Annotated in this window: 22 protein-coding genes; 9 read left to right on the top strand and 13 right to left on the bottom strand. The window is 58.4% G+C overall.

The window, feature by feature from the left end; translation table 11 throughout:
* Positions 1 to 45: 45 nt before the first annotated feature.
* The 4 genes from PSH79_RS17260 to PSH79_RS17245 form a co-directional block, all read right to left on the bottom strand.
* The gene (locus tag PSH79_RS17260; protein ID WP_008083738.1) at positions 46 to 423 is read right to left on the bottom strand and encodes a type II toxin-antitoxin system VapC family toxin; all 378 of its coding nucleotides are present in this window, start codon (positions 421 to 423) and stop codon (positions 46 to 48) included.
* Positions 420 to 758 carry a type II toxin-antitoxin system Phd/YefM family antitoxin gene (locus tag PSH79_RS17255; protein WP_305438623.1) on the bottom strand — a complete coding sequence of 113 codons (339 nt, stop codon included), beginning with the start codon at positions 756 to 758 and terminating at the stop codon, positions 420 to 422. Before PSH79_RS17255 ends, PSH79_RS17260 begins: the two co-directional genes overlap by 4 nt.
* Before the next feature lie 234 nt (positions 759 to 992).
* Positions 993 to 2,426, bottom strand: coding sequence for a heavy metal sensor histidine kinase (locus tag PSH79_RS17250; RefSeq protein WP_305438622.1), 1,434 nt, complete (start codon positions 2,424 to 2,426; stop codon positions 993 to 995).
* Complete coding sequence (locus tag PSH79_RS17245; protein ID WP_305438621.1) at positions 2,423 to 3,097, bottom strand: heavy metal response regulator transcription factor; 675 nt, start codon at positions 3,095 to 3,097, stop codon at positions 2,423 to 2,425. The genes PSH79_RS17250 and PSH79_RS17245 overlap by 4 nt, the downstream gene beginning before the upstream one ends.
* Positions 3,098 to 3,551: 454 nt before the next feature.
* On the opposite strand from PSH79_RS17245, the gene PSH79_RS17240 reads away from it, so the two are divergent.
* The 9 genes from PSH79_RS17240 to PSH79_RS17200 all read left to right on the top strand — a co-directional run bounded on the left by PSH79_RS17240 (position 3,552) and on the right by PSH79_RS17200 (position 13,331).
* Positions 3,552 to 4,799, top strand: coding sequence for a TolC family protein (locus PSH79_RS17240; protein ID WP_305438620.1), 1,248 nt, complete (start codon positions 3,552 to 3,554; stop codon positions 4,797 to 4,799).
* Between the two features lie 49 nt (positions 4,800 to 4,848).
* Positions 4,849 to 6,042 (top strand): efflux RND transporter periplasmic adaptor subunit, encoded by a 1,194-nt coding sequence (locus PSH79_RS17235; RefSeq protein WP_305438619.1) that lies wholly within the window; start codon positions 4,849 to 4,851, stop codon positions 6,040 to 6,042.
* A 15-nt stretch (positions 6,043 to 6,057) separates the two neighbouring features.
* On the top strand, positions 6,058 to 9,210 hold the full coding sequence (locus PSH79_RS17230) for a CusA/CzcA family heavy metal efflux RND transporter (RefSeq protein WP_305438618.1): 3,153 nt from the start codon (positions 6,058 to 6,060) through the stop codon (positions 9,208 to 9,210).
* Between the two features lie 201 nt (positions 9,211 to 9,411).
* Positions 9,412 to 9,612: a co-regulatory protein PtrA N-terminal domain-containing protein gene (locus PSH79_RS17225; RefSeq protein WP_305438617.1), complete on the top strand. Its 201-nt coding sequence runs from the start codon at positions 9,412 to 9,414 to the stop codon at positions 9,610 to 9,612.
* A 68-nt stretch (positions 9,613 to 9,680) separates the two neighbouring features.
* Entirely contained in the window at positions 9,681 to 10,010 is a 330-nt protein-coding gene (locus PSH79_RS17220) for a DUF2790 domain-containing protein (protein WP_305438615.1), read from the top strand.
* 440 nt (positions 10,011 to 10,450) lie between these two features.
* Positions 10,451 to 11,710 carry an IS256 family transposase gene (locus tag PSH79_RS17215; protein ID WP_305444001.1) on the top strand — a complete coding sequence of 420 codons (1,260 nt, stop codon included), beginning with the start codon at positions 10,451 to 10,453 and terminating at the stop codon, positions 11,708 to 11,710.
* A gap of 178 nt (positions 11,711 to 11,888) precedes the next feature.
* Entirely contained in the window at positions 11,889 to 12,269 is a 381-nt protein-coding gene (locus PSH79_RS17210; protein WP_305438614.1) for a DUF6124 family protein, read from the top strand.
* 289 nt (positions 12,270 to 12,558) lie between these two features.
* Positions 12,559 to 12,852 (top strand): DUF1778 domain-containing protein, encoded by a 294-nt coding sequence (locus tag PSH79_RS17205; RefSeq protein ID WP_305438612.1) that lies wholly within the window; start codon positions 12,559 to 12,561, stop codon positions 12,850 to 12,852.
* On the top strand, positions 12,810 to 13,331 hold the full coding sequence (locus PSH79_RS17200; RefSeq protein WP_305438611.1) for a hypothetical protein: 522 nt from the start codon (positions 12,810 to 12,812) through the stop codon (positions 13,329 to 13,331). Before PSH79_RS17205 ends, PSH79_RS17200 begins: the two co-directional genes overlap by 43 nt.
* A gap of 156 nt (positions 13,332 to 13,487) precedes the next feature.
* Here PSH79_RS17200 and PSH79_RS17195 read toward each other — a convergent pair whose 3' ends face one another.
* The 9 genes from PSH79_RS17195 to nuoI all read right to left on the bottom strand — a co-directional run bounded on the left by PSH79_RS17195 (position 13,488) and on the right by nuoI (position 22,237).
* Positions 13,488 to 14,813, bottom strand: coding sequence for an OprD family porin (locus tag PSH79_RS17195; protein ID WP_305438610.1), 1,326 nt, complete (start codon positions 14,811 to 14,813; stop codon positions 13,488 to 13,490).
* Between the two features lie 173 nt (positions 14,814 to 14,986).
* A complete protein-coding gene (locus tag PSH79_RS17190) occupies positions 14,987 to 15,301 on the bottom strand; it encodes a DNA-binding transcriptional regulator (RefSeq protein ID WP_007964870.1) in 315 nt (104 codons plus the stop codon).
* The gene (locus tag PSH79_RS17185) at positions 15,291 to 15,641 is read right to left on the bottom strand and encodes a toxin (protein ID WP_305444000.1); all 351 of its coding nucleotides are present in this window, start codon (positions 15,639 to 15,641) and stop codon (positions 15,291 to 15,293) included. The genes PSH79_RS17190 and PSH79_RS17185 overlap by 11 nt, the downstream gene beginning before the upstream one ends.
* Positions 15,642 to 15,973: 332 nt before the next feature.
* The gene (gene nuoN / locus PSH79_RS17180) at positions 15,974 to 17,437 is read right to left on the bottom strand and encodes an NADH-quinone oxidoreductase subunit NuoN (RefSeq protein ID WP_305438608.1); all 1,464 of its coding nucleotides are present in this window, start codon (positions 17,435 to 17,437) and stop codon (positions 15,974 to 15,976) included.
* Between the two features lie 7 nt (positions 17,438 to 17,444).
* The gene (nuoM, locus tag PSH79_RS17175) at positions 17,445 to 18,977 is read right to left on the bottom strand and encodes an NADH-quinone oxidoreductase subunit M (protein ID WP_305438607.1); all 1,533 of its coding nucleotides are present in this window, start codon (positions 18,975 to 18,977) and stop codon (positions 17,445 to 17,447) included.
* A gap of 39 nt (positions 18,978 to 19,016) precedes the next feature.
* Positions 19,017 to 20,870, bottom strand: a complete 1,854-nt coding sequence (gene nuoL / locus PSH79_RS17170) for an NADH-quinone oxidoreductase subunit L (protein ID WP_305438606.1) — start codon at positions 20,868 to 20,870, stop codon at positions 19,017 to 19,019.
* Positions 20,867 to 21,175: an NADH-quinone oxidoreductase subunit NuoK gene (gene nuoK / locus PSH79_RS17165; protein WP_003223790.1), complete on the bottom strand. Its 309-nt coding sequence runs from the start codon at positions 21,173 to 21,175 to the stop codon at positions 20,867 to 20,869. Before nuoK ends, nuoL begins: the two co-directional genes overlap by 4 nt.
* A 3-nt stretch (positions 21,176 to 21,178) precedes the next feature.
* A complete protein-coding gene (nuoJ, locus tag PSH79_RS17160) occupies positions 21,179 to 21,679 on the bottom strand; it encodes an NADH-quinone oxidoreductase subunit J (RefSeq protein ID WP_305438605.1) in 501 nt (166 codons plus the stop codon).
* Between the two features lie 9 nt (positions 21,680 to 21,688).
* Entirely contained in the window at positions 21,689 to 22,237 is a 549-nt protein-coding gene (nuoI, locus tag PSH79_RS17155; RefSeq protein ID WP_007920177.1) for an NADH-quinone oxidoreductase subunit NuoI, read from the bottom strand.

Here is a 22,237-nt window from a genome sequence, read left to right as displayed (position 1 = left end):
CCGCCGTCGTCAGCAGGCTGGTTCCCACAGGTTCAGGGGAGGTGGTCAGACTAAAACAGCCAGATCGGTGTACCGAGCAACCAAAGCATCAGCTGTGAGCAACTTCATCGGTTCGGTCATTGCTGTGGCCACGATAATGCGGTCAAACGGATCGCGATGATGGTGCTCAAGATCCTTCACGGCGATGGCGTGCTCTGCAGTCACTGGCAGTTCGATAAAGCCACTGTCGAGACAATATTGGCGGACTTCTTCCAGATCAACATTCAGTTTGCCGAGCCCGACCTTGATCGCCATTTCCCAGAAGGTGGCGGCGCTGATGTAGATTTCGGCGGCGTTCTCAATCAGTTTTCTGGCTTTGCCGGACAGTCTGGCGTCATCACTGAGCGTCCAGAGCAAAATGTGCGTGTCGAGCAGAAGCCTCATGCTTGAGTGCCCTCAAATGCATCAAGCATGTCATCGGGCAATGGTGAGTCGAAATCGTCCGGTAACACCAGTTTGCCTTTCATTGCGCCAATACGTTGAGCGCTGGGTTTTCCTACGGGAACGAGGCGAGCCATCGGCCGGCCATGCTTGGCAATCGTGATGACTTGGCCAGCAGCGGCATCATCGACGAGTTTGGATAAATTATTTTTGGCTTCAGCCAGCGGAACGATGATCATCAGCTCACTCCTGTATTCTGGACAAATATAGCCAAAATATTTCAGCGCTGCCAATCCACACACCTCTTCAGCCCATTCGCAAACGATATCCCTGTTCATTTTTTGCCTCTCGTCGGTATTCCATCTGCCAAGGCCTCCACCATAGAGCCATCTGCTCAAAACTGGCTGTAGGACAAAACGGAGGTTGCGGCGAGAGCTTTCGGCGTTTGTGTGGGGACGGGAGCAAATCGGTAAAAAATCGTACAAAAATATCGACTGACCCGCCGCCATCGCAGGCAAGCCAGACTCCCACAGGTTTCTGTGGCGTGCACAAAACGCTGCGTACACCGCAACTCACTGTGGGAGCTTGCCTGCAAGCGATGGGGCCATGGGCGGCACCGAAGGGAACCCGAGGCGAAACACGGTCATCGCCCCCGGCAGGCTCTTCACGTCGGCCACGCCCTGATGCAGGCTCATGATCGAGCGCACGATCGCCAGCCCCAACCCGGTGCTGCCCTGCGAGCGCGAGCGGCTGCTGTCGACGCGGTAGAAGCGATCAAACAGATGCGGCAGATGTTGAGCCTCGATCCCCGCGCCGGGGTTGCTGACCAGCAGTGACGTCTGCGCCGAGCCTTGCTCGATCAGCAACGTCACGGTTTTCCCGGCCGGGCAATGCCGAAGCGCGTTGGACAGCAGATTGGAAATCGCCCGCTGAATCATCAATCGATCGCCCATCACTGCTGCGCTGCCAAGCACATTCAAATGAATCTGCTTGTCCTGCGCCGACAGCGAAAACATCTCCGCCACCTTCAGCGCTTCCTCTTCCAGCGCTACCGACTCAAACGGCGCCAACGCCGATGGATGACTGACCTGCGCCAAAAACAGCATGTCCGAAACAATCCGCGCCACGCGCTCCAGCTCTTCAGTGCACGACACCAGCACATCCTTGTATTCCTCGGTCGTGCGCTCGCGAGACAACGTCACCTGCGCCTTGCCCATCAGGTTGTTGATCGGCGTGCGCAACTCATGGGCCAGATCATCCGAGAACTGCGACAACTGCTGCACACCGGCATCGAGGCGATGCAGCATGACGTTGATGCCATGCGCCAATTCGCTGAGTTCCTGCGGCATGTTCACCACTGAAAGCCGATGATCCAGATCCTGAGTCGAGACCATCGCCGCCACTTTGCGAAACTCGCGCATCGGCGCCAGCCCGCGCTGCACCGCGCCCCAGGCAGTCAGGCCAATGAAGATCAGCAACAACGGCAAGGCAATCAGCGTCGAGCGCAGATAGGCGCTGAGCAAGGCCTGATCGTGAGCGTTATCCATCGACAGCAACACCGGAACGCTGCTGCCATCCTTGAGACGGATCAGCTTCGACACCGTCAGAAACTTTGCGCCTTCAGCATCAGTGCTATCGCTGTAGCTCAACTGCTCGGTGGTGGCCCGAACCGCTTTCAATTCAACCCGTGGATCGGCCAGTCCCGAGCCGGATTTCAGCAGCGGCGTACGCAGATTGGCGCGGTCGTAAATGGTCAACGTGAGGTTGTCATGGCCCATCACCTGATCGAGCAAGACATGCGGTTTCGAGCGAATCTCACCAGCATCGGCGTACAGCGACAGGCTGTGTTCGACTTGCTCCACCTTCTTTTCCAAGCTGTCTCTGGAAAGCGCATTGAGTTCATGGGTCAGGGCGAAATACGCAAGGATCGCCAGAAACACCACCAGCAGCGCGCCGAGAATACTCACCGTCAAACCCAGGCGCATCGATAGGCTGGCCGGTTTCATTCGCGCGCCTCCAGCACATAACCGACACCGCGCAGGGTGTGGATCAACTTGTGGTCGAACGGGTCGTCGATCTTCGCCCGCAACCGCCGGATCGACACCTCGACGACGTTGGTGTCGCAGTCGAAATTCATGTCCCACACCAGCGAGATGATCTGCGTGCGGGTCAGCACCTCGCCGGACTGGCGCATCAACAGATGCAACAGGGCAAATTCCTTGGTGGTCAGGTCAATGCGCTGCTCGCCGCGAAACGCGCGATGGCGGCCGGGATCAAGTTCCAGATCAGAGACTTTCAGCACCTGCGGCACCGGGATGTTTTCGCTGCGGCGCATCAGTGTACGGACCCGTGCCAGCAACTCGGGGAACTCGAACGGCTTGACCAGATAGTCGTCGGCGCCCAAATCGAGACCGCGAATCTTGTCGGCCAGACGCCCGCGCGCGGTGAGCATCATCACCCGCGTGGCGTGGGTACGGCGCAGTTGTTCCAGCACGCCCCAGCCGTCGAGTTCCGGCAGATTCACATCGAGAATAATCAGGTCGTAGGCCTGCTGTTGTGCCAGATGCAGTCCATCGGCGCCGTTGGCCGCGTGGTCGACGATGTAACCACTTTCGGTCAAACCCTGATGCAAGTATTCGGCAGCTTTAAGCTCGTCCTCGATCACAAGGATTCGCATGATCTATCACCACTTTTATTTAATGGATATTTAATTAAGGTGGCCGGGAAAGTTATTGTTTTTGTAAGGGCTTCCGGACGGATGTTATTAACGATTAAAAATATTCCTACAGAGATTTCCGTGCGTGCAGACGTGCAAGGTAAAGGCTGTAGTAGCTTCAGAGTCAACGAAAAACCTCTCGATAAAGCCCTGAATAGAGCCACTGCGGCAGCTTGCCGCAGGTCAAAATGGCACGCCTCATGAGAACTCTTTTCAGGCAAGTGCTGTTCGGCAGATAACTTCAGTGTATTTGTTTCCATGTATTGCATAGTTGCGTTGCGCACTGCGCATGCTAGAGCAAAACAACTTCCTGCAACCGTGGATAACGGATTTGTAATCTTCCAGTCACCTTGTCGATAAGTTCAAAACCCTACCGTGGCGGCATCAAAGTTTCTTGAATAAAGGAAGTCTTCCATTGCCCGGTTTAACAGAACTGACGGCGCGATCACGCCTGAAAAAAATACTCGGCGGTATTTTGTTGTTGGCCAGTACCAGTCTTGCGAGTGCCTCGACGCTGACCCTCGAACAAGCCCTGCAATCGGCATTCGCCGGCAATCCGGATCTGGCCGCCGCGCAGTGGGAAATCGGTATTGCCGAGGGTGACCGTCAACAGGCCGGGCTGATCCCCAACCCCGAAGTCTCCTGGGAGGCCGAAGACACGCGCCGCGAATCCCGCACCACGACGGTGATGCTCAGCCAGCCGATCGAACTGGGTGGCAAACGCGGCGCGCGCATTGACGTCGCCAGCCGCGCGCAGGACGCCGCCGGCATTGAGCTGGAGCGCAAGCGCAACACCTTGCGCGCCGATGTGATTCAAGCGTTCAACAGCGCCCAGACTGCGCAGCAGCGCTTGCAGTTGTCCCGTCAGTCGCTGCAATTGGCCGAGCACGGTTTGCGCGTGGCACAAGGTCGGATCGAGGCCGGCAAATCCTCACCCGTCGAAGGCACGCGGGCACAGGTGCAGCTCTCGGAAGTACGCCTGGAACTGAGCCGCGCCGAACGTGATCAGGCCAACGCCCATCAACAACTGGCGCAGGTCATGGGCGCACCGTTGCCGACCTCGACAAATGTACAAGCAGCCACGCAAAGCCTCGCTGCCGTGCCGCCGCCGACCCGTTTGCTCGAGCGTCTGAACGAGACTGCTGAACTGCGTCTGGCCAAATTGCAGATCGATCAGCGTGAGGCCTCGCTGGGCCTGGAAAAATCTCAGCGTATCCCCGACCTGACCGTGAGCATCGGCAGCCAATACAGCGAAACCGAGCGCGAGCGGGTCAATGTGGTCGGGCTGTCGATGCCGATTCCACTGTTCAACCGCAATCAGGGCAACGTGCTGGCGGCGGCGCGGCGTAGCGATCAGGCGCGGGATCTGCGCAACGCCACCGAACTGCGTCTGCGCACGGAAACCCAGACCACGCTGGCGCAATGGCAGACCGCCAACGGGGAAATCACTGCGTTCAACCAAACCATCCTGCCCGCCGCGCAACGTGCGGTGGACAGCGCCACGCGCGGCTTTGAAATGGGCAAGTTCGGTTTTCTCGACGTGCTCGATGCCCAGCGCACGCTGATCGCCGCGCGCAGCCAATACATCCAGGCTGTCAGCGAAGCCACCGACGCCCGTGTGCGCATCGAACGAATTTTCGGCGACCTCAGCGTCAACCCTTGAATTTCATCTTTTTGATCACTGCGCGATGGCACGGCGCAGAGGAGTTTCCATGGATAAAAAACTGATTGTGGTCGCCGCAGCGACCTTGGCATTAGGCATTGGTATCGGTTCGATGTGGCCGGGCAATGCGTCCATCGACGCCCACGCCGATGAAGCGGCCGAACATGCCGATCACGCTGAAGAAGGCGCAGCCGCTGACGGCGATCACGCCGAAGAAGGGCATATCGAGTTGAGCACCGAGCAGATCACCGCTGCGGGCATTCAACTGGCCCAGGCACAGGCGCAGAACATCAGCCTCGGCCTGCCGTTCCCCGGCGAAGTGCGCTTTGACGAAGACCGCACCGCCCACGTGGTGCCGCGCGTGCCGGGCGTAGTCGAGTCCGTAGCGGTCAACCTCGGGCAACCGGTGAAAAAGGGCCAGTTGCTGGCCGTGATCGCCAGTCAGCAGATCTCCGATCAGCGCAGCGAACAAGCCGCCGCGCAACGGCGTTTGGCCCTGGCGCGCACGACCTACGAGCGCGAGAAGAAGCTGTGGCAAGACAAGATCTCCGCCGAGCAGGATTTCCTTCAGGCGCGCCAAGCGCTGGAAGAAGCTGAAATCGCCGTGAGCAACGCCCGGCAAAAAATCAGCGTACTCAGCGGCAGCGTGGTTGCCACCGGCGGCAATCGCTACGAGCTGCGTGCGCCGTTCGATGGTGTCGTGGTGGAAAAGCACCTGACGCCGGGGGAGGTGGTCGATGAAACCACGGCGGCTTTCACGCTCTCGGATTTGTCGCGGGTGTGGGTGACGTTCGGCGTTTCGCCCAAAGACTTGACCAGGGTGCAAGTGGGCAAAACCGTCACCGTCAGCGCGCCGGAATTGAATGCGCAAGTCACCGGCAGCGTGGCTTATGTCGGCAGTCTGCTTGGCGAACAAACCCGCACCGCGACGGTGCGCGTCACGCTGGAAAACCCGCAGGGCTCATGGCGTCCGGGGCTGTTCGTCACGGCGCGGGTGGCCACCGACAACCGTGAGGCGAAAGTCGCGGTGCCGGAAACCGCTGTCCAGACCGTCGAGGACAAACCCACGGTGTTCGTACGCACCGACGACGGCTTCAAAGCGCAAGCAGTGGAGCTGGGCAGTCGCGCGGCGGGGCAGGTGGAAATCACCCAAGGCCTGGAGGCCGGCGCGCAAGTCGCCAGCGTCGGCAGCTTCGTCCTCAAATCGGAACTGGGCAAAGCCTCGGCCGAGCACAGTCATTAATTCTGGAAGGTCCCCATGTTCGAACGCCTGATCCAGTTTGCCATCGAGCAGCGCATCATCGTGCTGCTCGCCGTTCTGCTCATGGCCGGCCTCGGCATCGCCAGTTATCAAAAACTGCCGATCGACGCCGTGCCCGATATCACCAACGTCCAGGTGCAGATCAACACCGGCGCCGCCGGGTTCTCACCGCTGGAAACCGAGCAGCGCATCACCTTTCCGATTGAAACCGCCATGGCCGGTTTGCCGGCACTGGAACAGACCCGCTCGCTGTCGCGCTCGGGGTTGTCGCAAGTCACGGTGATCTTCAAGGATGGCACCGACCTGTTCTTCGCCCGTCAATTGGTCAACGAGCGTTTGCAGATCGCCAAGGAGCAATTGCCCGAAGGCGCGGAAGCCGTCATGGGGCCGATTTCCACCGGCCTCGGCGAGATTTTCCTGTGGACGGTCGAGGCCCGGGAAGGCGCGCTGAAGGGCGACGGCACGCCGTACACGCCGACCGATCTGCGGGTGATTCAGGACTGGATCATCAAGCCGCAATTGCGCAACGTGCCGGGTGTGGCCGAGATCAACACCATCGGCGGCTTCGCCAAGGAATATCAGATTGCGCCGGACCCGAAACGTCTGGCCGCGTACAAGCTGACCCTCACCGATCTGGTCACGGCGCTGGAGCGCAACAACGCCAACGTCGGCGCCGGTTACATCGAGCGCAGCGGTGAGCAATTGCTGATTCGCGCTCCGGGGCAGGTGGCGAGCACCGAGGATATCGCCAACATCGTCATGGCCAACGTCGACGGCACGCCGATCCGCATCAAGAACGTCGCCACCGTCGAAATCGGCCGCGAATTGCGCAGCGGCGCGGCCACCGAAAATGGTCGTGAAGTGGTGCTCGGCACGGTGTTCATGCTGATCGGCGAGAACAGCCGCACCGTCTCGCAAGCGGTCGCCAGCAAGCTCGAACAGATCAACAAATCCTTGCCCCAAGGCGTGATCGCTGTGCCGGTTTACGACCGCACGCATCTGGTCGACAAAGCCATCGCCACGGTGAAAAAGAACCTCATCGAAGGCGCGATTCTGGTGATCGCGATCCTGTTCCTGTTCCTCGGCAACATCCGCGCCGCGCTGATCACGGCGATGGTGATTCCGTTGTCGATGCTGTTCACCTTCACCGGCATGTTCAGCAACAAGGTCAGCGCCAACCTGATGAGCCTCGGCGCGCTGGACTTCGGGATTATTGTCGACGGCGCGGTGGTGATCGTCGAAAACACTCTGCGTCGTCTGGCTCACGCGCAGCAGCACCATGGGCGCTTGCTGACGCGAAGCGAGCGCTTCAAGGAAGTGTTTGCGGCAGCCAAAGAAGCGCGACGACCGCTGATTTTCGGTCAATTGATCATCATGGTCGTGTACCTGCCGATCTTCGCCCTGAGCGGCGTCGAAGGGAAAATGTTCCACCCCATGGCGTTCACCGTGGTCATCGCGCTGCTGGGCGCGATGTTGTTGTCGGTGACGTTTGTTCCCGCGGCGATTGCGCTGTTCGTGACTGGCAAGGTCAAGGAAGAAGAGGGCGCGGTGATGCGCGGCGCGCGTCGCGTCTATGCGCCGGCATTGGCTTGGGTGATGAGTCATCGTGCCGTTGCGGTGGGTGCGGCGTTGGGCGTGATTGTGCTCAGTGGCGTGCTGACCAGCCGCATGGGCAGCGAGTTTGTGCCGAGCCTCAGTGAAGGCGATTTCGCCCTGCAAGCCTTGCGCGTGCCGGGTACCAGCCTGACGCAATCGGTGGACATGCAGCAGCGGCTGGAAACCCTGATTCTGGCCAAAATACCGGAAGTCGAGCGCGTATTCGCCCGCACCGGTACTGCGGAAATCGCCTCCGACCCGATGCCGCCGAACATCTCCGACAGCTACGTGATGCTCAAGCCCAAGGATCAATGGCCAGACCCGGGCAAGTCCCGCGACACCCTGATGGTCGAACTGCAAGCGGCGGCCGCAACGTTACCGGGCAGCAACTATGAGCTGTCCCAGCCGATTCAACTGCGCTTCAACGAATTGATCTCCGGCGTGCGCAGTGACGTGGCAGTCAAGGTGTTTGGTGATGACATGGACGTGCTCAACGCCACGGCGGCGAAGATTGCAGCGGCCATGCAGAAGGTTAACGGCGCCTCTGAAGTGAAGGTTGAGCAGACCACCGGATTGCCGGTGCTGACCATCAACATCGATCGCGACAAAGCGGCGCGTTACGGGCTCAACGTCGGTGATGTGCAGGACACGATTGCGGTGGCAGTGGGTGGGCGCAAGGCCGGGACGTTGTATGAGGGCGACCGACGTTTCGACATGGTCGTGCGTTTGTCCGATGCCATGCGCAAGGACATCGACGGCTTGTCGGCGCTTTTGATTCCGGTGCCAGCGGTGAATGGCTCGGCCAATCAGATCGGTTTCATCGCCCTGCAAGATGTCGCCAGCCTCGACCTGGTGCTGGGGCCGAATCAGGTCAGCCGCGAAAACGGCAAGCGCCTGGTGATCGTCAGCGCCAACGTGCGCGGGCGCGATATCGGTTCATTCGTCGCAGAGGCGGGCGAAGTGATCGAACGTGATGTGCAGGTGCCAGCCGGTTACTGGACCAGTTGGGGCGGGCAGTTCGAGCAACTGCAATCGGCGGCCAAGCGGTTGCAGATCGTAGTGCCGGTGGCGTTGCTGCTGGTGTTCGGGCTGTTGTTCATGATGTTCAACAATCTGAAGGATGGCTTGCTGGTGTTTACCGGGATTCCGTTTGCGTTGACCGGGGGCGTGATGGCGCTGTGGCTGCGCGATATTCCGCTGTCGATCTCGGCGGGCGTCGGGTTTATTGCGTTGTCCGGGGTGGCGGTACTCAACGGCCTGGTGATGATCGCGTTTATCCGCAATCTGCGCGAGGAGGGGCGGTCGCTCACTGAGGCGATCAACGTCGGTGCACTGACGCGATTGCGGCCAGTGTTGATGACGGCGTTGGTGGCGTCCCTGGGCTTCATCCCGATGGCGCTGGCGACCGGCACGGGTGCTGAGGTGCAGCGGCCTTTGGCGACGGTGGTGATTGGCGGGATTCTGTCCTCGACCATTCTCACGCTGCTGATCTTGCCGGCCCTCTATCAACTCGCCCATCGTCGGGATGAGGACCCCATCTCAGCCGAACCGTGATCCCTTGTAGGAGTGAGCCTGCTCGCGATAGCGGTCTATCAGTTAAATGTGCATTGACTGACCCACCGCCATCGCGAGCAGGCTCACTCCTACAGGTTTCGATTTGCGTACACATTACGAATATGTAATCCCTTCGCCACCGTCACGATAGGTTCGGATTGTTACCTTGATCCCGTCAGCTACTTAAACGAGGAATCAAATATGAAATTGGTAAAAATCAGTGCCTTTGCAGCCGCTCTGGTGATGTCTTCCCTGGCCATGGCCGAAGGTGGCGGCGACCGCACTTTCGAAAAAATGATGACCGCCAACGACCGCTCTGTAGAGCTGTTCGTCGCCCGGGAACAGGCCCGTGACCCGGTCGTCGTCAACGACAAGAAAGACGACAAGACTCAAGACCTGTAAACGCAGCCGTGCTGGAACAAGCCTGTCATCGCGCATCGATGCCGGGCTTTTTTATGGAGGAATTGAACATGAAGTTGATCAAGTGGATGACCTTCGTCGGGGTGATGTCGATGTCGCTCAATGTGCTGGCCGAAGGCGGCGGTGACCGCACGTTCGACAAGGCCCTCAGCGCCAACGCCAAGGCAATGGAGTTGTACGCCGCCAACCAAGGCAAAGCGCCGCCGGTGGTGAAGGATTACGAGTACGGGATGAAGCTGGATGTGGTCAAAGTGGTGAGTGTCGTCAAACCGAGGGCGACTTGCGCCGTCGTCCCCACCGTCATGACCTACGAAGACTCGAAAGGCCAGCTCAACACCGTCAAATACACCGTGGCCGGTGAATGCCGCCAACGTGGCTGATCTGCCCCAATCAAAACGCGACCGCCCCGTAATGATCAAAACGCGGTCCCCTGTAGGAGCTGCCGAAGGCTGCGATCTTTTGATCTTGATCTTAAAAATCAAAATCAAAAGATCGCAGCCTTCGGCAGCTCCTACAGGGTGGGATTTCGATATGACGATGTGTATTTCGATTCGGGATGTTTAAAGGTTGTGTGGGAAATACAGAACCTTCCCACAATGTTTTCAGGTTGTCCGTCGGACGTCCGCTCTCTAGCCTGTGTGGGTCGCTGCCAATTCAGCGATCGGGATTGGAACCCCGGGACCCAAGAAGCGCAAAAGTGGCTTTCATGACGTATGCTTGCGCACCTTCATGGTGTGCACTCTGTTATGGCGGCTGTGCGCGGGAGACGGGAGTGTCATTAATTTTGTGTTCGGGCATAACATGCTGCAGAGGTGCATGTATGCCAACCAAAAAGAAACCGGCCCGTGAGGCCAAGCGTGACCTTCCGTCCATTCCAAAAGAGCTGATCGACCAGTTCCTCAGTGAGTCGATGAGTGCCGAAGCTATTCAGGATGCTGCGATGGCGTTCAAAAAGGCGCTTATCGAACGTGCCCTTGGTGCCGAGTTAGGACTTCATCTTGGCTATCCTCAGGGCGCGGAGCGCCCTGAGGATTCGAGTAACCAGCGTAACGGCAAGAGCGGAAAAACCGTGCTGACCGATGACGGCCCGTTGCGCCTGGATATTCCCAGAGACCGCGACGGCAGTTTTTCTCCGATTTTGATCCCCAAACATGAGCGCCGTTTTACCGGCTTTGATGACAAGATCATTGCCATGTATGCCCGCGGCATGAGCGTTCGCGAGATTCGTGCCTTTCTCTCGGAGCAGTACGCAACAGACGTCTCCCATGACTTCATCAGCACCGTTACCGACGCTGTTCTGGAGGAAGTCAGTACGTGGCAGCAACGGCCACTCGAACCTATGTACCCGGTCATTTTCTTCGATGCGCTGCGGGTTAAAATCCGTGATGAAGGCGTGGTTCGCAACAAGGCGATTTACCTGGCTCTGGGCGTACTACCGGACGGCACTCGAGATATTCTGGGCATCTGGATTGAGAACACAGAGGGCGCCAAATTCTGGATGAAAGTCTTCAATGACCTCAAAACCCGGGGGGTCGAAGATGTCCTGATCGCGGTAACGGACGGTCTCAAAGGCATGCCTGAAGCCTTGAGTGCAGTGTTCCCTCAGACGGCGTTGCAGACATGCATCGTGCACCTGATCCGCAACAGCCTTGATTACGCAGCATGGGACAAGCGTCGTGAGCTGGCCAAGGCCCTGAAACCGATTTATCAAGCACTCAACGCTGACGTCGCCGAGCAAGCTCTGGATGCCTTCGAATCGGGCCCTTGGGGCAAGCAATATCCAACGGTGGTTGCAGCCTGGCGACGCGCCTGGGATCGAGTCATCCCGTTCTTTGTGTTCCCGCCAGCCATACGAAAGGTGATCTACACCACCAATGCCATCGAGAGTATCAACTCGCAGCTGCGCAAGATCATCAAGACAAGAGGCCACTTTCCAACCGATGAAGCCGCGACAAAACTGATCTGGCTGGCACTGCAAAACATCACCGCCAACTGGGGCAGTGCAGCCCATGACTGGAAAAACGCTATGAATCAGTTTGCGGTTTTGTACGGAGATCGATTCATCAGGTCAAACTGGTGAAATGAAGGCCTGCCTAACGGCAGGCCATTACCAGCCCGCACACAAAAAATCTGACACTCTCCGGGAGACTTCGAGTCTGCCGGGTTTTCTCTGGTCCCCGGGTTCCAACCTGCGTACAGCTGCCACCCCTCGCGTGGAACCGAATGGGCCAGCTCCACCGTAAGACTGGAGATACACCATGAAAAAGCCAACACCCAATCCGCCCGAAACAACCATTCCTGCGGACGCCAATACAACGTCCCCCTACGCTGGCGAAGACACCCGCAAACTCCACGAAGCCGCCGACCGCGCCCTCGACTTCTACCTCAAACCCACCGCCGCCATCATGGCCACGCCCTACATCCAGAACCAGATGTTCCAGGTTAATCCGAAGGCCGACACAGAATCCCTGCTGGCCAACGCCAGCGAATCCCTGGGCTCGGCCAGCGTCATGCTCGGCGACTTCGCGGCGCTGCTGCAAGGCACGCAGCGCAAGACGTTGCTGGGGATCGCGCAAGTGGTGATGCTTGGTGAGCTGGCGGTAAACAAGGCACTGGATAACTTGGAACCTACCGCATAAATGCAGAGGCGGATGGCGAGATTTGCAATCTCGCCATCCAAGAACTATGACCGTGTATCAGAAAGCTATACGCGTATATGCATTAGCTACACGGAAAAGATAGAATCGACTCCGAAGCCGCCTTGATGGCTTCGCACCTCAAACGTTAGATCTCACGTTACGAAGCATGGCCTAAACCTCTCCGGGCCGCTCAAGGAGTCAAAAAATGAAAAGCAGACAAAAGCTGATGTGCTAATGCCATAAGGAGGCTCCAGTTCCAACATCACCTACCCAGATGGGATACAGAACAATGTCCACCACAACTGAAAGCGTTGAAAAATCCAAACCCGTTCCAATCAACATGAGAGCGGACGAAAAGAAACGTAATCTGATCGATCTGGCAGCTGCCATGTCTGGTCGTGATCGCACTAGTTTTATCCTGGAAGCAGCCTGCCAAAAAGCTGAGGAAGTGATTCTGGATAAACGACTGTTCCTTCTCGACGACAGCGCATTTGACGCATTCGAACAGGCAATTGAAGCCAATCCGGCTCGAGGTAACGAATGCCTGCACCAACTGCTCGCACGTCCAAAACGTTGGAGTTGACCGCCCCCGAGAAGCTCAATGACCAACACGAACTCGATGCCTTCGATTCTGGTGAGGTGACCATCGACCAATACCTGCAGAGGAAGGCGCGCAAAGCCCAATCCACCAAGCAGGCTGTTGTTTACGTCAGTTGCCTCAAAGGCACGTCGAATGTGATGGCGTACTACACGCTCTCCAGCGGATCAGTCGCCCGTGCCAGCGTCATGCCGAAAAGTCGCCAACGCAACTCGCCCAACGTCCATCCGGTAACGCTATTGGGGCGCATGGGGGTAACTCGCGAAGCTCAGGGCCAAGGCTTCGCCATCGATTTACTGCAAGATGCTATTGAAAGAGCGATCAACGCGTCTCAGTCGATTGGATCCAGCGCGATAATTGTTCATCCGCTGAATAATCGTTTGTCGAATTTTTACATCAAGTACGCGGGATTCATTCCGTGCCCCGCCATTTCTCCTATTACCCTGATGCTGCCTTTGCGCTAGAACTTGGCTTAATCGGCTACCCGCCAGGTTTTTTCGATAGCGGGTTGATTACCTGCGAACTGCAGGCAAAAAAAGCGCCCCGAAGGACGCCAAAAAATTCACCTCTTTCCAAAGGAGCAAGGAGCTTCTAAAGGTGAATGTGCATTGCTCGTGAACTCAGAGAATCGCCAACGGATACTCGACAATCACCCGCACTTCATCCAGGTCCGACTCGAACGCCGTGGCGCGAGTGGTGGCCTGGCGCAAGCGCAGTGACATGTCCTTCAACGAACCACTCTGGACCACGTATTTGACTTCGATATCCCGCTCCCAGCGCTTCTGATCCGTCAGCGGATTGCCGTCGCCATCGCGGCGCATGTACACGGCGTTGGCGTTGGAATAGTCGGCGTCGGTGCCGCGCGCATAACGGGTCATGAACGACAAACCGGGCACGCCATAGGGGGTCATGTCGAGGTCGTAGCGCACCATCCATGAACGTTCCTTGGGCGAGTTGAAGTCGCTGTACTGGATGGAGTTGTCGAGGAAGATCGAATCGGACTGGCGCAGGTAATCGAAATCGTCGTTGCCGTTGTTGCGCTGGTGGGAGAGGGCGACGGAATGCGCGCCGAGTTTCACGCCGACACGGCCGCTCCAGATGTTGTTGTCGAACTCACCGAGCAGTTGTTTGCCCTCGTCGACAGCCTTGTAGTAATTCAAACCACCAAACAGCGACAAGTCATCCGACAGCGGATACGTCCACGCGGTGCCGGCGTAGTACTGATTCCAGGCATCCTTGAGGCGACTGGAATACAGGCTGAAACTGAGGTTTTTGTTCAGCACATAATCGCCGCCGCCGTAAGCGATCCACGGCGAATTGACCGGGCCGGCATAAAAGGTCGCGAAGTTTTCGCGCATGTCGCTGGACACCGGTTGGCTCATCGCGTGCAGTCGACCACCCTGAACCGATAGACCTTCAATACTGGTGTTGGTCGCCGTCACGCCGAGAAAGCTTTCCGGCAGCAAACGCGAGTCACCCGCCGCCACTACCGGGTTGGCGGGGAATACATCACCGACCCTGACCACCGTATCGAATGCCCGCACTTTCGCGGCGCCACCGACCTTGGTGTATTCGTCCCGCGCCTCGCCGTCACTGTTGACCGGCAGCACATCAAACGAACTGCGCCCACCATTGCGCCCGCCACCGGTGTCGAGTTTCAAACCGATCATCGCAAACGCATCAACACCGACCCCGACGGTGCCTTGGGTAAAGCCGGATTCGAACTTGCTGATCACCGCATGCGACCAGGCTTCGGAATATCCGTTGCCGGTAGGGCTGGATTCGCCGTTGCGGTGATCACGATTGAAATAGAAATTACGGTTGAGCACCGTCAGGCTGCTGCCTTCGATAAAGCCTTCGGCTTTTTCTTCTGCAAACACCATGGACGGCCCGGAGCCGACCACCACCGCTAAAGCGGCCATCGACATTTTTGAATTGTTAACCATCAAACACTCCTTGGGTTCGGCAGAACGGGAACGTGCTTCGGCGTGGGTTTTATTGTTCGACGGGCAAGCGCCCGCCGGCATGGTCGCCGGGTAACATCGTTGCAAGCTGCGGATAACGCCAAGGTGATGAGGGAATTACAATTTCGTCATGTGGCTGGAATCACAACCCTGTGTCAGGTCAGGGCTGCGAGTTGTTCGATTGTCTGTGGAAAACGCTCGACCAGACGGATCAGGGTTGTGGCCTGAGCATTGGGCGTTGCTCGTCCTTGCTCCCAGTTTTCGAGCGTTCGCGTGTTGGTGCGTAGATACATCGCGAATACTGACCGGGAAAGATTAAGTTGCTGACGGATGGCTACCACTTCCTCCGCAGTGATTGGCATCAGTTTTGGCAACTGAACCTTGTGGGTACGCAAGGTGATTTTGCCTTGGCGTTCATCGGCCAGTGCTTCGAGTCCATCCATCAGTTCGGAAAAAATGTCACGTTTCATAGTGGCTTCTCGCGTTGAGTTCTCTATCCAGTGTTTTTCTGAAAAGTTTTTTCTGGGCAGGCGTCAGATCGTCCTGCTCGTTTTTGTTGTAGACGGTAAAGAGCCAGAACTGATCGAAGCCTGACCACCAGTAATAAATCACTCGTAATCCGCTGCGCTTGCCTTTCCCTCTTCCTTGGTCGCCAAAGCGAATTTTACGAAGCCCGCCTGTGTCCTCGATGAGATCGCCCGCTTCCGGATTTTTCAGCAACTCCAGTTGAAAGCTGCGAAACAGATCGTCATCCAGATAGTCGTCTCGGTGCTTCTGAAATACAGGCAATTCGATAAATAGAGCATCCATTTTCTGTACGTTACCCGCGTATAGTGTTGTCTCGAAAATCGAATCGGTCAAGGCCTCCTGGCCTTGCTTTTCGTCCCTTTTTCAACGGTAGACGCCGGTCGTGGAAACACCTGTAGGACGAGTTGACGGGGGCGGTGGGAACGTTCGACTTCGCGAGCAAGCTCACTCCCACAATGGTTTTTGGGTGTGCCCGGAGTTTGTGAACGACGCACAAACCTGTGGAAGCCGGGCTTGCCCGCGATGAGGCCAGCGCAAGCGCTTGAGATGTTGAATCCCACAAAAACAAAAACGGCACCCGAAGGTGCCGTTTTTATTTCTAGCCAGCCGAGCAATCAGCCCGCCAGACCCGCCTGCTGAACCAGCGTCAGCAATGGCTGCGGGTAAACGCCGAGGAAGAACGCAACCAGGGCGATGGCCAGCAGCATGACGCCGCCTGCTTTCTGTTCCCAGTGCAACTCGGCATCGTGGCGACGCAGGTTCGGCTCGATCAGGTACAGGGTGACCATCACGCGCAGGTAGTAGAACACGCCGATGGCGCTGCCCAGTACCAACGAACCGACCAGCCACCATTGGTGCGACTCGACACCGGTAGCGATGATGTAGAACTTGCCGATGAAGCCCGCAGTCAGCGGGATACCGGCCAGGGACAGCATCATCACGGTCAGGACGGCGGTCAGGTACGGACGGCGCCAGAACAGGCCGCGGTATTCGTACAGGGCATCCGCGTCACGGCCGTTGTACGGCGAGGACATCAGGGTGATCACGCCGAACGCGCCGAGGCTGGTGATCACGTAGGTGACCAGGTAGACGCCGATGGCTTCCACCGCCAGACCCTTGCTCGCCACCAGGGCGATCAGCAGGTAGCCGAAGTGCGCGATGGACGAGTAACCGAGCAGACGCTTGAGGTTGCTCTGGGTCAGGGCCAGCAGGTTACCGAACAGGATCGAGGCGATGGCGATGACGGTCAGCACGTCGCTCAGTACGCCACTGCTGGCAGCAGGGGAGATCTGAAACAGACGCACCATCACGGCGAACACGGCCACTTTCGAAGCGGTCGCAAGGAACGCAGCGACCGGTGCCGGAGCACCTTCGTACACGTCCGGCGTCCACAGGTGGAACGGTACCAGCGACAGCTTGAACGCCAGACCGATCAGCATCATGCCCAGGCCCAGTTGCGCCAGCGGGCTAGGCAGACCAGTGGCGGCCAGGGCCTGACCGATACCGACGAAGCTCAGCGAACCGGCGTCTGCGTAAAGCAGCGCCATACCGAACAACAGGAACGCGGAACCGGCAGCCGACAGCACCATGTATTTGATGCCGGCTTCCAGCGAACGCTTGTTGAAGAAGGCGTAAGCCACCAGACCGTAGACCGGCACCGAGAGCAGTTCCAGACCGATGAACAAACCGGCCAGGTGCTGCGCGCTGACCAGAACCAGACCACCGGCGGCGGCCATCAGGATCAGCAGGTACAGTTCTTCACGGTTGCCCGGGTAACCCGAACCGCCATCGCCCAGATAGGCGTGGGCGAGGGTCACACAAGCGAGGGTGGCGACCAGGATCAGCGCCATGTACAGGCAGGCAAAGGTGTCGATCTGCAGCAATGGGGTCACGGCCAGAGGCGCGACTTTCAGGGCCGGCAGGATCGACAGCAAGGCCAGGTTCAGACCGGCCACCGAGATCAGGAAGGTCTGCGAGTGGTTGCGGCGCCAGGCGATTGCCAGCATCACCACGATAATGGTGAGGCTGGTGATCAACAGTGGCGCAAGCGCAATAAAGTGTTGAATCGTGAATTCCATAGCGCTCTTACCGGGCCGAAGCGAGTTGAGTGAAGGCGGTGCCGAGCCACTGCTGAACGCCATGCATCGTGGCGGCAGAAGTGTCGAGGAACGGTTGCGGGTAGACGCCGAGGTAAATCAGCAGCACCGCAAGGCCTAGCACCATGATCAGTTCGCGAGCGTCCATACCGTGCAGGATCGAATCCGATTTGGACGGACCGAAATACGCACGGTGGATCATGATCAGCGAGTAGACCGAACCGAACACCAGACCGGAGGTGGCAATCGCAGTGATCCAGGGCCAGCTGGCGAAAGAACCGATCAGGATCAGGAACTCGCCGACGAAGTTACCCGTGCCCGGCAGACCCAACGAAGCGGCTGCAAAGAACAGGCTGATCGCCGGCAGGTAAGCGATACGCGACCACAGACCGCCCATCTCACGCATGTCACGAGTGTGCAGACGCTCGTACAACTGACCGCTGAGGATAAACAGTGCGGCTGCCGACACACCGTGCGCCAGCATCTGGATCACTGCACCTTGCAGGGCCAGTTGGCTGCCGGAGTAGATGCCGATCAGGACGAAGCCCATGTGGGAAACGGACGAGAAGGCGATCAGACGCTTGATGTCGGTTTGCGCGAACGCCAGGAACGCACCGTAGAAGATCCCGATCAGACCGAGGGTCATGGCGATCGGCGCGAACTCGGCCGAAGCGTTCGGGAACAGCGGCAGAGCGAAACGCAGCAGGCCGTAGGCAGCGGTTTTCAGCAAGATACCGGCGAGGTCGACGGAACCCGCAGTCGGCGCCTGGGCGTGAGCGTCAGGCAACCAGGAGTGGAACGGTACGACAGGCAGCTTGACCGCGAAGGCGATGAAGAAGCCGAGCATCAGGATGTACTCGGTGGTCATCGACATCTTGGTTTTCAACAGGTCGGCGTAGTTGAAGGTAATCACGCCAGTGTTGTTGAAGTTGACCAGCACCAGACCGAGGATCGCCACCAGCATGATCAGGCCGGAAGCCTGAGTGAAGATGAAGAACTTGGTTGCTGCGTAGATCCGGGTTTTCTTGCCGTCCGAAGAACTGTGACCCCAGAGCGCGATGAGGAAGTACATCGGCACCAGCATCATTTCCCAGAAGAAGAAGAACATGAACAGGTCGAGGGCGAGGAACACGCCGACGACGCCGCCCAGGATCCACATCAGGTTCAGGTGGAAGAAGCCAACGTGACGTTGAATCTCTTTCCACGAGCAGAGTACCGACAAGATACCCAGCAGACCGGTCAGCAGGATCATCAACAGCGACAGGCCGTCGAGGGCCAGGTGCACGCTGATGCCGAAACGCTCGATCCAGATGTGCTTGAACTCAAGCGCCCAGGTCGGATCGGCGCCAGGCGCCGGGGCAAATGAATAGTCACCGGTAGCCCACAGCCAGAGGCCGATCGCGAGCAACAGGGACATGGTGATCAGCGCAATCCAGCGGGGCAGGGTAGCGCCGAAGCGCTCACCCATCCAGCACAGCAGGCCGCCGATGAAGGGGATCAGGATTAGCCAAGGCAGAATCATGACGGGCTCGTTTCCTTTCGCAAATTCGCAAGGTTCATATCAGACCGCTACCAGCACGATGGCGCCGATTACCAGCACGGCACCAGCAGCCATCGAAGCAGCGTACCAACGCAGTTGACCGGTCTCGGTGCGGCTCAGGGCAGTGTGACCGCCCTTGGCCATACGCGGGATCAGACCGATGGTCTGGTCGAGCGGGTCTTTGCGCAGGATGTGGCTGATCGCAAGGTAAGGCTTGACGAACAGTTTGTCGTAGATCCAGTCGAAGCCCCAGGCGGCGAACCACCAGGCCGAAAGGAAACGGCCGATGCCGCTGTTGGCGATTGCTGTCACGAAGCGACGCTTGCCGAGGAACAGCAGCGCTGCCAGCAGGATACCGGCCAGGGCGATGGCGCCCGACGCGATTTCCAGACTGTGCTTGGCTTCGCCACCGGCATGGCCAACGCTTTCCGGCAATACGCCGTGCAGCGGTGGAACGATCATGGCGCCGACGAAGGTCGACAGCACGATCAGCACCGACAGTGGCAGCCAGTGAGCGATACCGTGACCGGCGTGGGCTTCGGTCTTGGCTTCACCGTGGAACGTGATGAAGATCAGGCGGAAGGTGTACAGCGACGTCATGAACGCACCGACCAGACCTGCGTAGAGCAGACCGTGGTTGCCGCTGGCGAACGCTTCCCAAAGGATTTCGTCCTTGGAGTAGAAGCCTGCGGTAACCAGTGGCAGAGCAGCCAGCGCAGCACCGCCGACGATGAAGCTGGCGTAGGCCAGTGGCAGTTTTTTCCACAGGCCGCCCATCTTGAAGATGTTCTGCTCGTGGTGGCAGGCAACGATCACCGCACCGGAAGCAAGGAACAGCAGAGCCTTGAAGAAGGCGTGGGTCATCAGGTGGAAAATCGCGCCATCCCAGGCACCAACGCCCAGCGCCAGGAACATGTAACCGATCTGGCTCATGGTCGAGTAGGCGAGGATACGTTTGATGTCGGTTTGCACCAGTGCGGCGAAACCGGCCAGAACCAGAGTCACACCACCGACGATGCCGACCAGGTGCAGGATGTCCGGCGCCAGGGTGAACAGGCCGTGAGTACGGGCGATCAGGTAGACACCGGCGGTCACCATGGTTGCAGCGTGGATCAGTGCCGAAACCGGGGTAGGACCGGCCATTGCATCCGCGAGCCAGGTTTGCAGTGGCAGTTGCGCCGATTTACCGACAGCGCCGCCCAGCAGCATCAGGGTCGCCAAGGTGATCCAGAAATCGCCGACCTGGAATTTCTGCGGTGCCAGCACCAGCAGTTCCTGGATGTTCAGCGTGCCCACTTGCTGGAACAGGATGAACAGGCCGATGGCCATGAACACGTCGCCGATCCGGGTCACGATGAAGGCCTTGAGTGCGGCGTTACCGTTGTTGCGGTTGCTGTAGTAGAAACCGATCAACAGGTACGAGCACAGGCCCACGCCTTCCCAGCCGAAGTACAGGAACAACAGGTTATCGCCCAGGACCAGAAACAGCATGCTGGCGATAAACAGGTTGGTGTACGAGAAGAAGCGCGAGTAACCCGCTTCACCGCGCATGTACCAGGAGGCGAACAGGTGGATCAGGAAACCCACGCCCACCACCACGCCAAGCATGGTGATCGACAGGCCGTCGATGTAAAGCGCGAAGTCAGGCTTGAAGCCTTCCACCGCCATCCACTGCCAGAGCACCAGGGTGTAGTGACCGCCTTCGGGAGGTGCGACGTTGAATTGCCAGATGACGTAGGCGGTGACAATCGCCGACAAGCCAATGGAACCCACGCCGATCAGCGCCGAAAGGTTTTCCGACCAGCGTCCACGGGAGAACGACAGCAGCAGGAAACCGATCAGAGGGAATACGAAAGTCAGAAAGATTAGGTTCATCCGCGCATCTCACTGGCAGCGTCGATATCGAGCGTGTGGAAGCGGCGATACAGTTGCAGCAGGATCGCCAGACCAATACTGGCCTCGGCAGCTGCAAGGCTGATCACCAGGATGAACATGATCTGTCCATCCGGCTGGCCCCAACGGGCACCCGCCACAATGAACGCCAGTGCAGAGGCGTTCATCATCACTTCCAGACTCATCAACACGAACAAAATGTTGCGGCGGACCATCAGGCCGACCAGACCAAGGCAGAACAGGATGCCGGCAACCGCCAGTCCATGCTCGAGAGGGATAGCAGGCATGTCTTACTCCTTCGCCTCGTTACGGCCCAAATGGAACGCCGTGACGGCTGCGGCGAGCAGCAGCATCGAGGCGAGTTCGACCACCAGCAGATACGGGCCGAACAGGCTGATGCCCACGGCTTTCGCGTCTACGGTGGTGTGGCCGATGGCCTGACCGCTCTGGTGAGCGAACAGCACATACAGCAGTTCGGCCAGCAGCAGGGCGGCGAGAATCACCGGTCCTGCCCAGATGCCGGGCTTGAGCCAGGTGCGTTCCTGCTGAACCGCGGCAGGGCCCAGGTTCAGCATCATCACCACGAACACGAAGAGCACCATGATGGCGCCCGCGTAGGCGATCACTTCCAGCACGCCGGCGAACGGTGCGCCGAGTGCGAAGAAGGTCATGGCCACGGCGATCAACGAGATGATCAGGTAGAGCAGGGCATGCACAGGGTTGGTGTTGGTGACCACGCGAAGCGTGGACACAACCGCGATACCCGATGCGAAATAGAAAGCGAATTCCATCGTTCTTCCTTAAGGCAGCAAGCTCTTCACGTTGATCGGTTCGGCTTCGTTCTGCGCAGAGCCTTTCGGCTTGCCAGCGATTGCCATACCTGCAACACGATAGAAGTTGTAATCAGGGTTTTTGCCGGGGCCGGAGATCAACAGATCTTCTTTCTCGTACACCAGGTCCTGACGTTTGAACTCGGCCATCTCGAAATCCGGGGTCAACTGGATTGCGGTGGTCGGACAGGCTTCCTCGCAGAGACCGCAGAAAATGCAGCGCGAGAAGTTGATACGGAAGAAGTCCGGGTACCAGCGACCGTCTTCGGTTTCAGCTTTCTGCAGCGAGATGCAACCCACCGGGCAAGCCACGGCGCACAGGTTGCAGGCTACGCAACGTTCTTCGCCATCGGGGTCGCGGGTCAGGACGATACGACCACGGTAGCGTGGTGGCAGGTAGACCGCTTCTTCCGGGTATTGCAGGGTGTCGCGCTTGCGAAAGCCATGGCCGAAGACCATGACCAGGCTGCGTAACTGGGTACCAGTACCCTTAACGATGTCGCCAATATATTTGAACAT

The sequence above is a fragment of the Pseudomonas sp. FP2196 genome, from assembly GCF_030687715.1.
In the GTDB taxonomy this organism is placed as follows: Bacteria; Pseudomonadota; Gammaproteobacteria; order Pseudomonadales; family Pseudomonadaceae; genus Aquipseudomonas.
The sequence above is the reverse complement of the archived record's forward strand: the minus strand, read 5'-3'. Positions and strand labels throughout refer to the sequence as shown.

Bases quoted from the DNA above. Each gene is read 5' to 3' on its own strand.
- PSH79_RS17260 (WP_008083738.1), bottom strand. From the start codon at position 423: ATGAGGCTTCTGCTCGACACGCACATTTTGCTCTGGACGCTCAGTGAT.
- PSH79_RS17255 (WP_305438623.1), bottom strand. From the start codon at position 758: ATGAACAGGGATATCGTTTGCGAATGGGCTGAAGAGGTGTGTGGATTG.
- PSH79_RS17250 (WP_305438622.1), bottom strand. From the start codon at position 2,426: ATGAAACCGGCCAGCCTATCGATGCGCCTGGGTTTGACGGTGAGTATT.
- PSH79_RS17245 (WP_305438621.1), bottom strand. From the start codon at position 3,097: ATGCGAATCCTTGTGATCGAGGACGAGCTTAAAGCTGCCGAATACTTG.
- PSH79_RS17235 (WP_305438619.1), top strand. From the start codon at position 4,849: ATGGATAAAAAACTGATTGTGGTCGCCGCAGCGACCTTGGCATTAGGC.
- PSH79_RS17230 (WP_305438618.1), top strand. From the start codon at position 6,058: ATGTTCGAACGCCTGATCCAGTTTGCCATCGAGCAGCGCATCATCGTG.
- PSH79_RS17225 (WP_305438617.1), top strand. From the start codon at position 9,412: ATGAAATTGGTAAAAATCAGTGCCTTTGCAGCCGCTCTGGTGATGTCT.
- PSH79_RS17220 (WP_305438615.1), top strand. From the start codon at position 9,681: ATGAAGTTGATCAAGTGGATGACCTTCGTCGGGGTGATGTCGATGTCG.
- PSH79_RS17215 (WP_305444001.1), top strand. From the start codon at position 10,451: ATGCCAACCAAAAAGAAACCGGCCCGTGAGGCCAAGCGTGACCTTCCG.
- PSH79_RS17210 (WP_305438614.1), top strand. From the start codon at position 11,889: ATGAAAAAGCCAACACCCAATCCGCCCGAAACAACCATTCCTGCGGAC.
- PSH79_RS17205 (WP_305438612.1), top strand. From the start codon at position 12,559: ATGTCCACCACAACTGAAAGCGTTGAAAAATCCAAACCCGTTCCAATC.
- PSH79_RS17200 (WP_305438611.1), top strand. From the start codon at position 12,810: ATGCCTGCACCAACTGCTCGCACGTCCAAAACGTTGGAGTTGACCGCC.
- PSH79_RS17195 (WP_305438610.1), bottom strand. From the start codon at position 14,813: ATGGTTAACAATTCAAAAATGTCGATGGCCGCTTTAGCGGTGGTGGTC.
- PSH79_RS17190 (WP_007964870.1), bottom strand. From the start codon at position 15,301: ATGAAACGTGACATTTTTTCCGAACTGATGGATGGACTCGAAGCACTG.
- PSH79_RS17185 (WP_305444000.1), bottom strand. From the start codon at position 15,641: ATGGATGCTCTATTTATCGAATTGCCTGTATTTCAGAAGCACCGAGAC.
- nuoN (WP_305438608.1), bottom strand. From the start codon at position 17,437: ATGGAATTCACGATTCAACACTTTATTGCGCTTGCGCCACTGTTGATC.
- nuoM (WP_305438607.1), bottom strand. From the start codon at position 18,977: ATGATTCTGCCTTGGCTAATCCTGATCCCCTTCATCGGCGGCCTGCTG.
- nuoL (WP_305438606.1), bottom strand. From the start codon at position 20,870: ATGAACCTAATCTTTCTGACTTTCGTATTCCCTCTGATCGGTTTCCTG.
- nuoK (WP_003223790.1), bottom strand. From the start codon at position 21,175: ATGCCTGCTATCCCTCTCGAGCATGGACTGGCGGTTGCCGGCATCCTG.
- nuoJ (WP_305438605.1), bottom strand. From the start codon at position 21,679: ATGGAATTCGCTTTCTATTTCGCATCGGGTATCGCGGTTGTGTCCACG.
- nuoI (WP_007920177.1), bottom strand. From the start codon at position 22,237: ATGTTCAAATATATTGGCGACATCGTTAAGGGTACTGGTACCCAGTTA.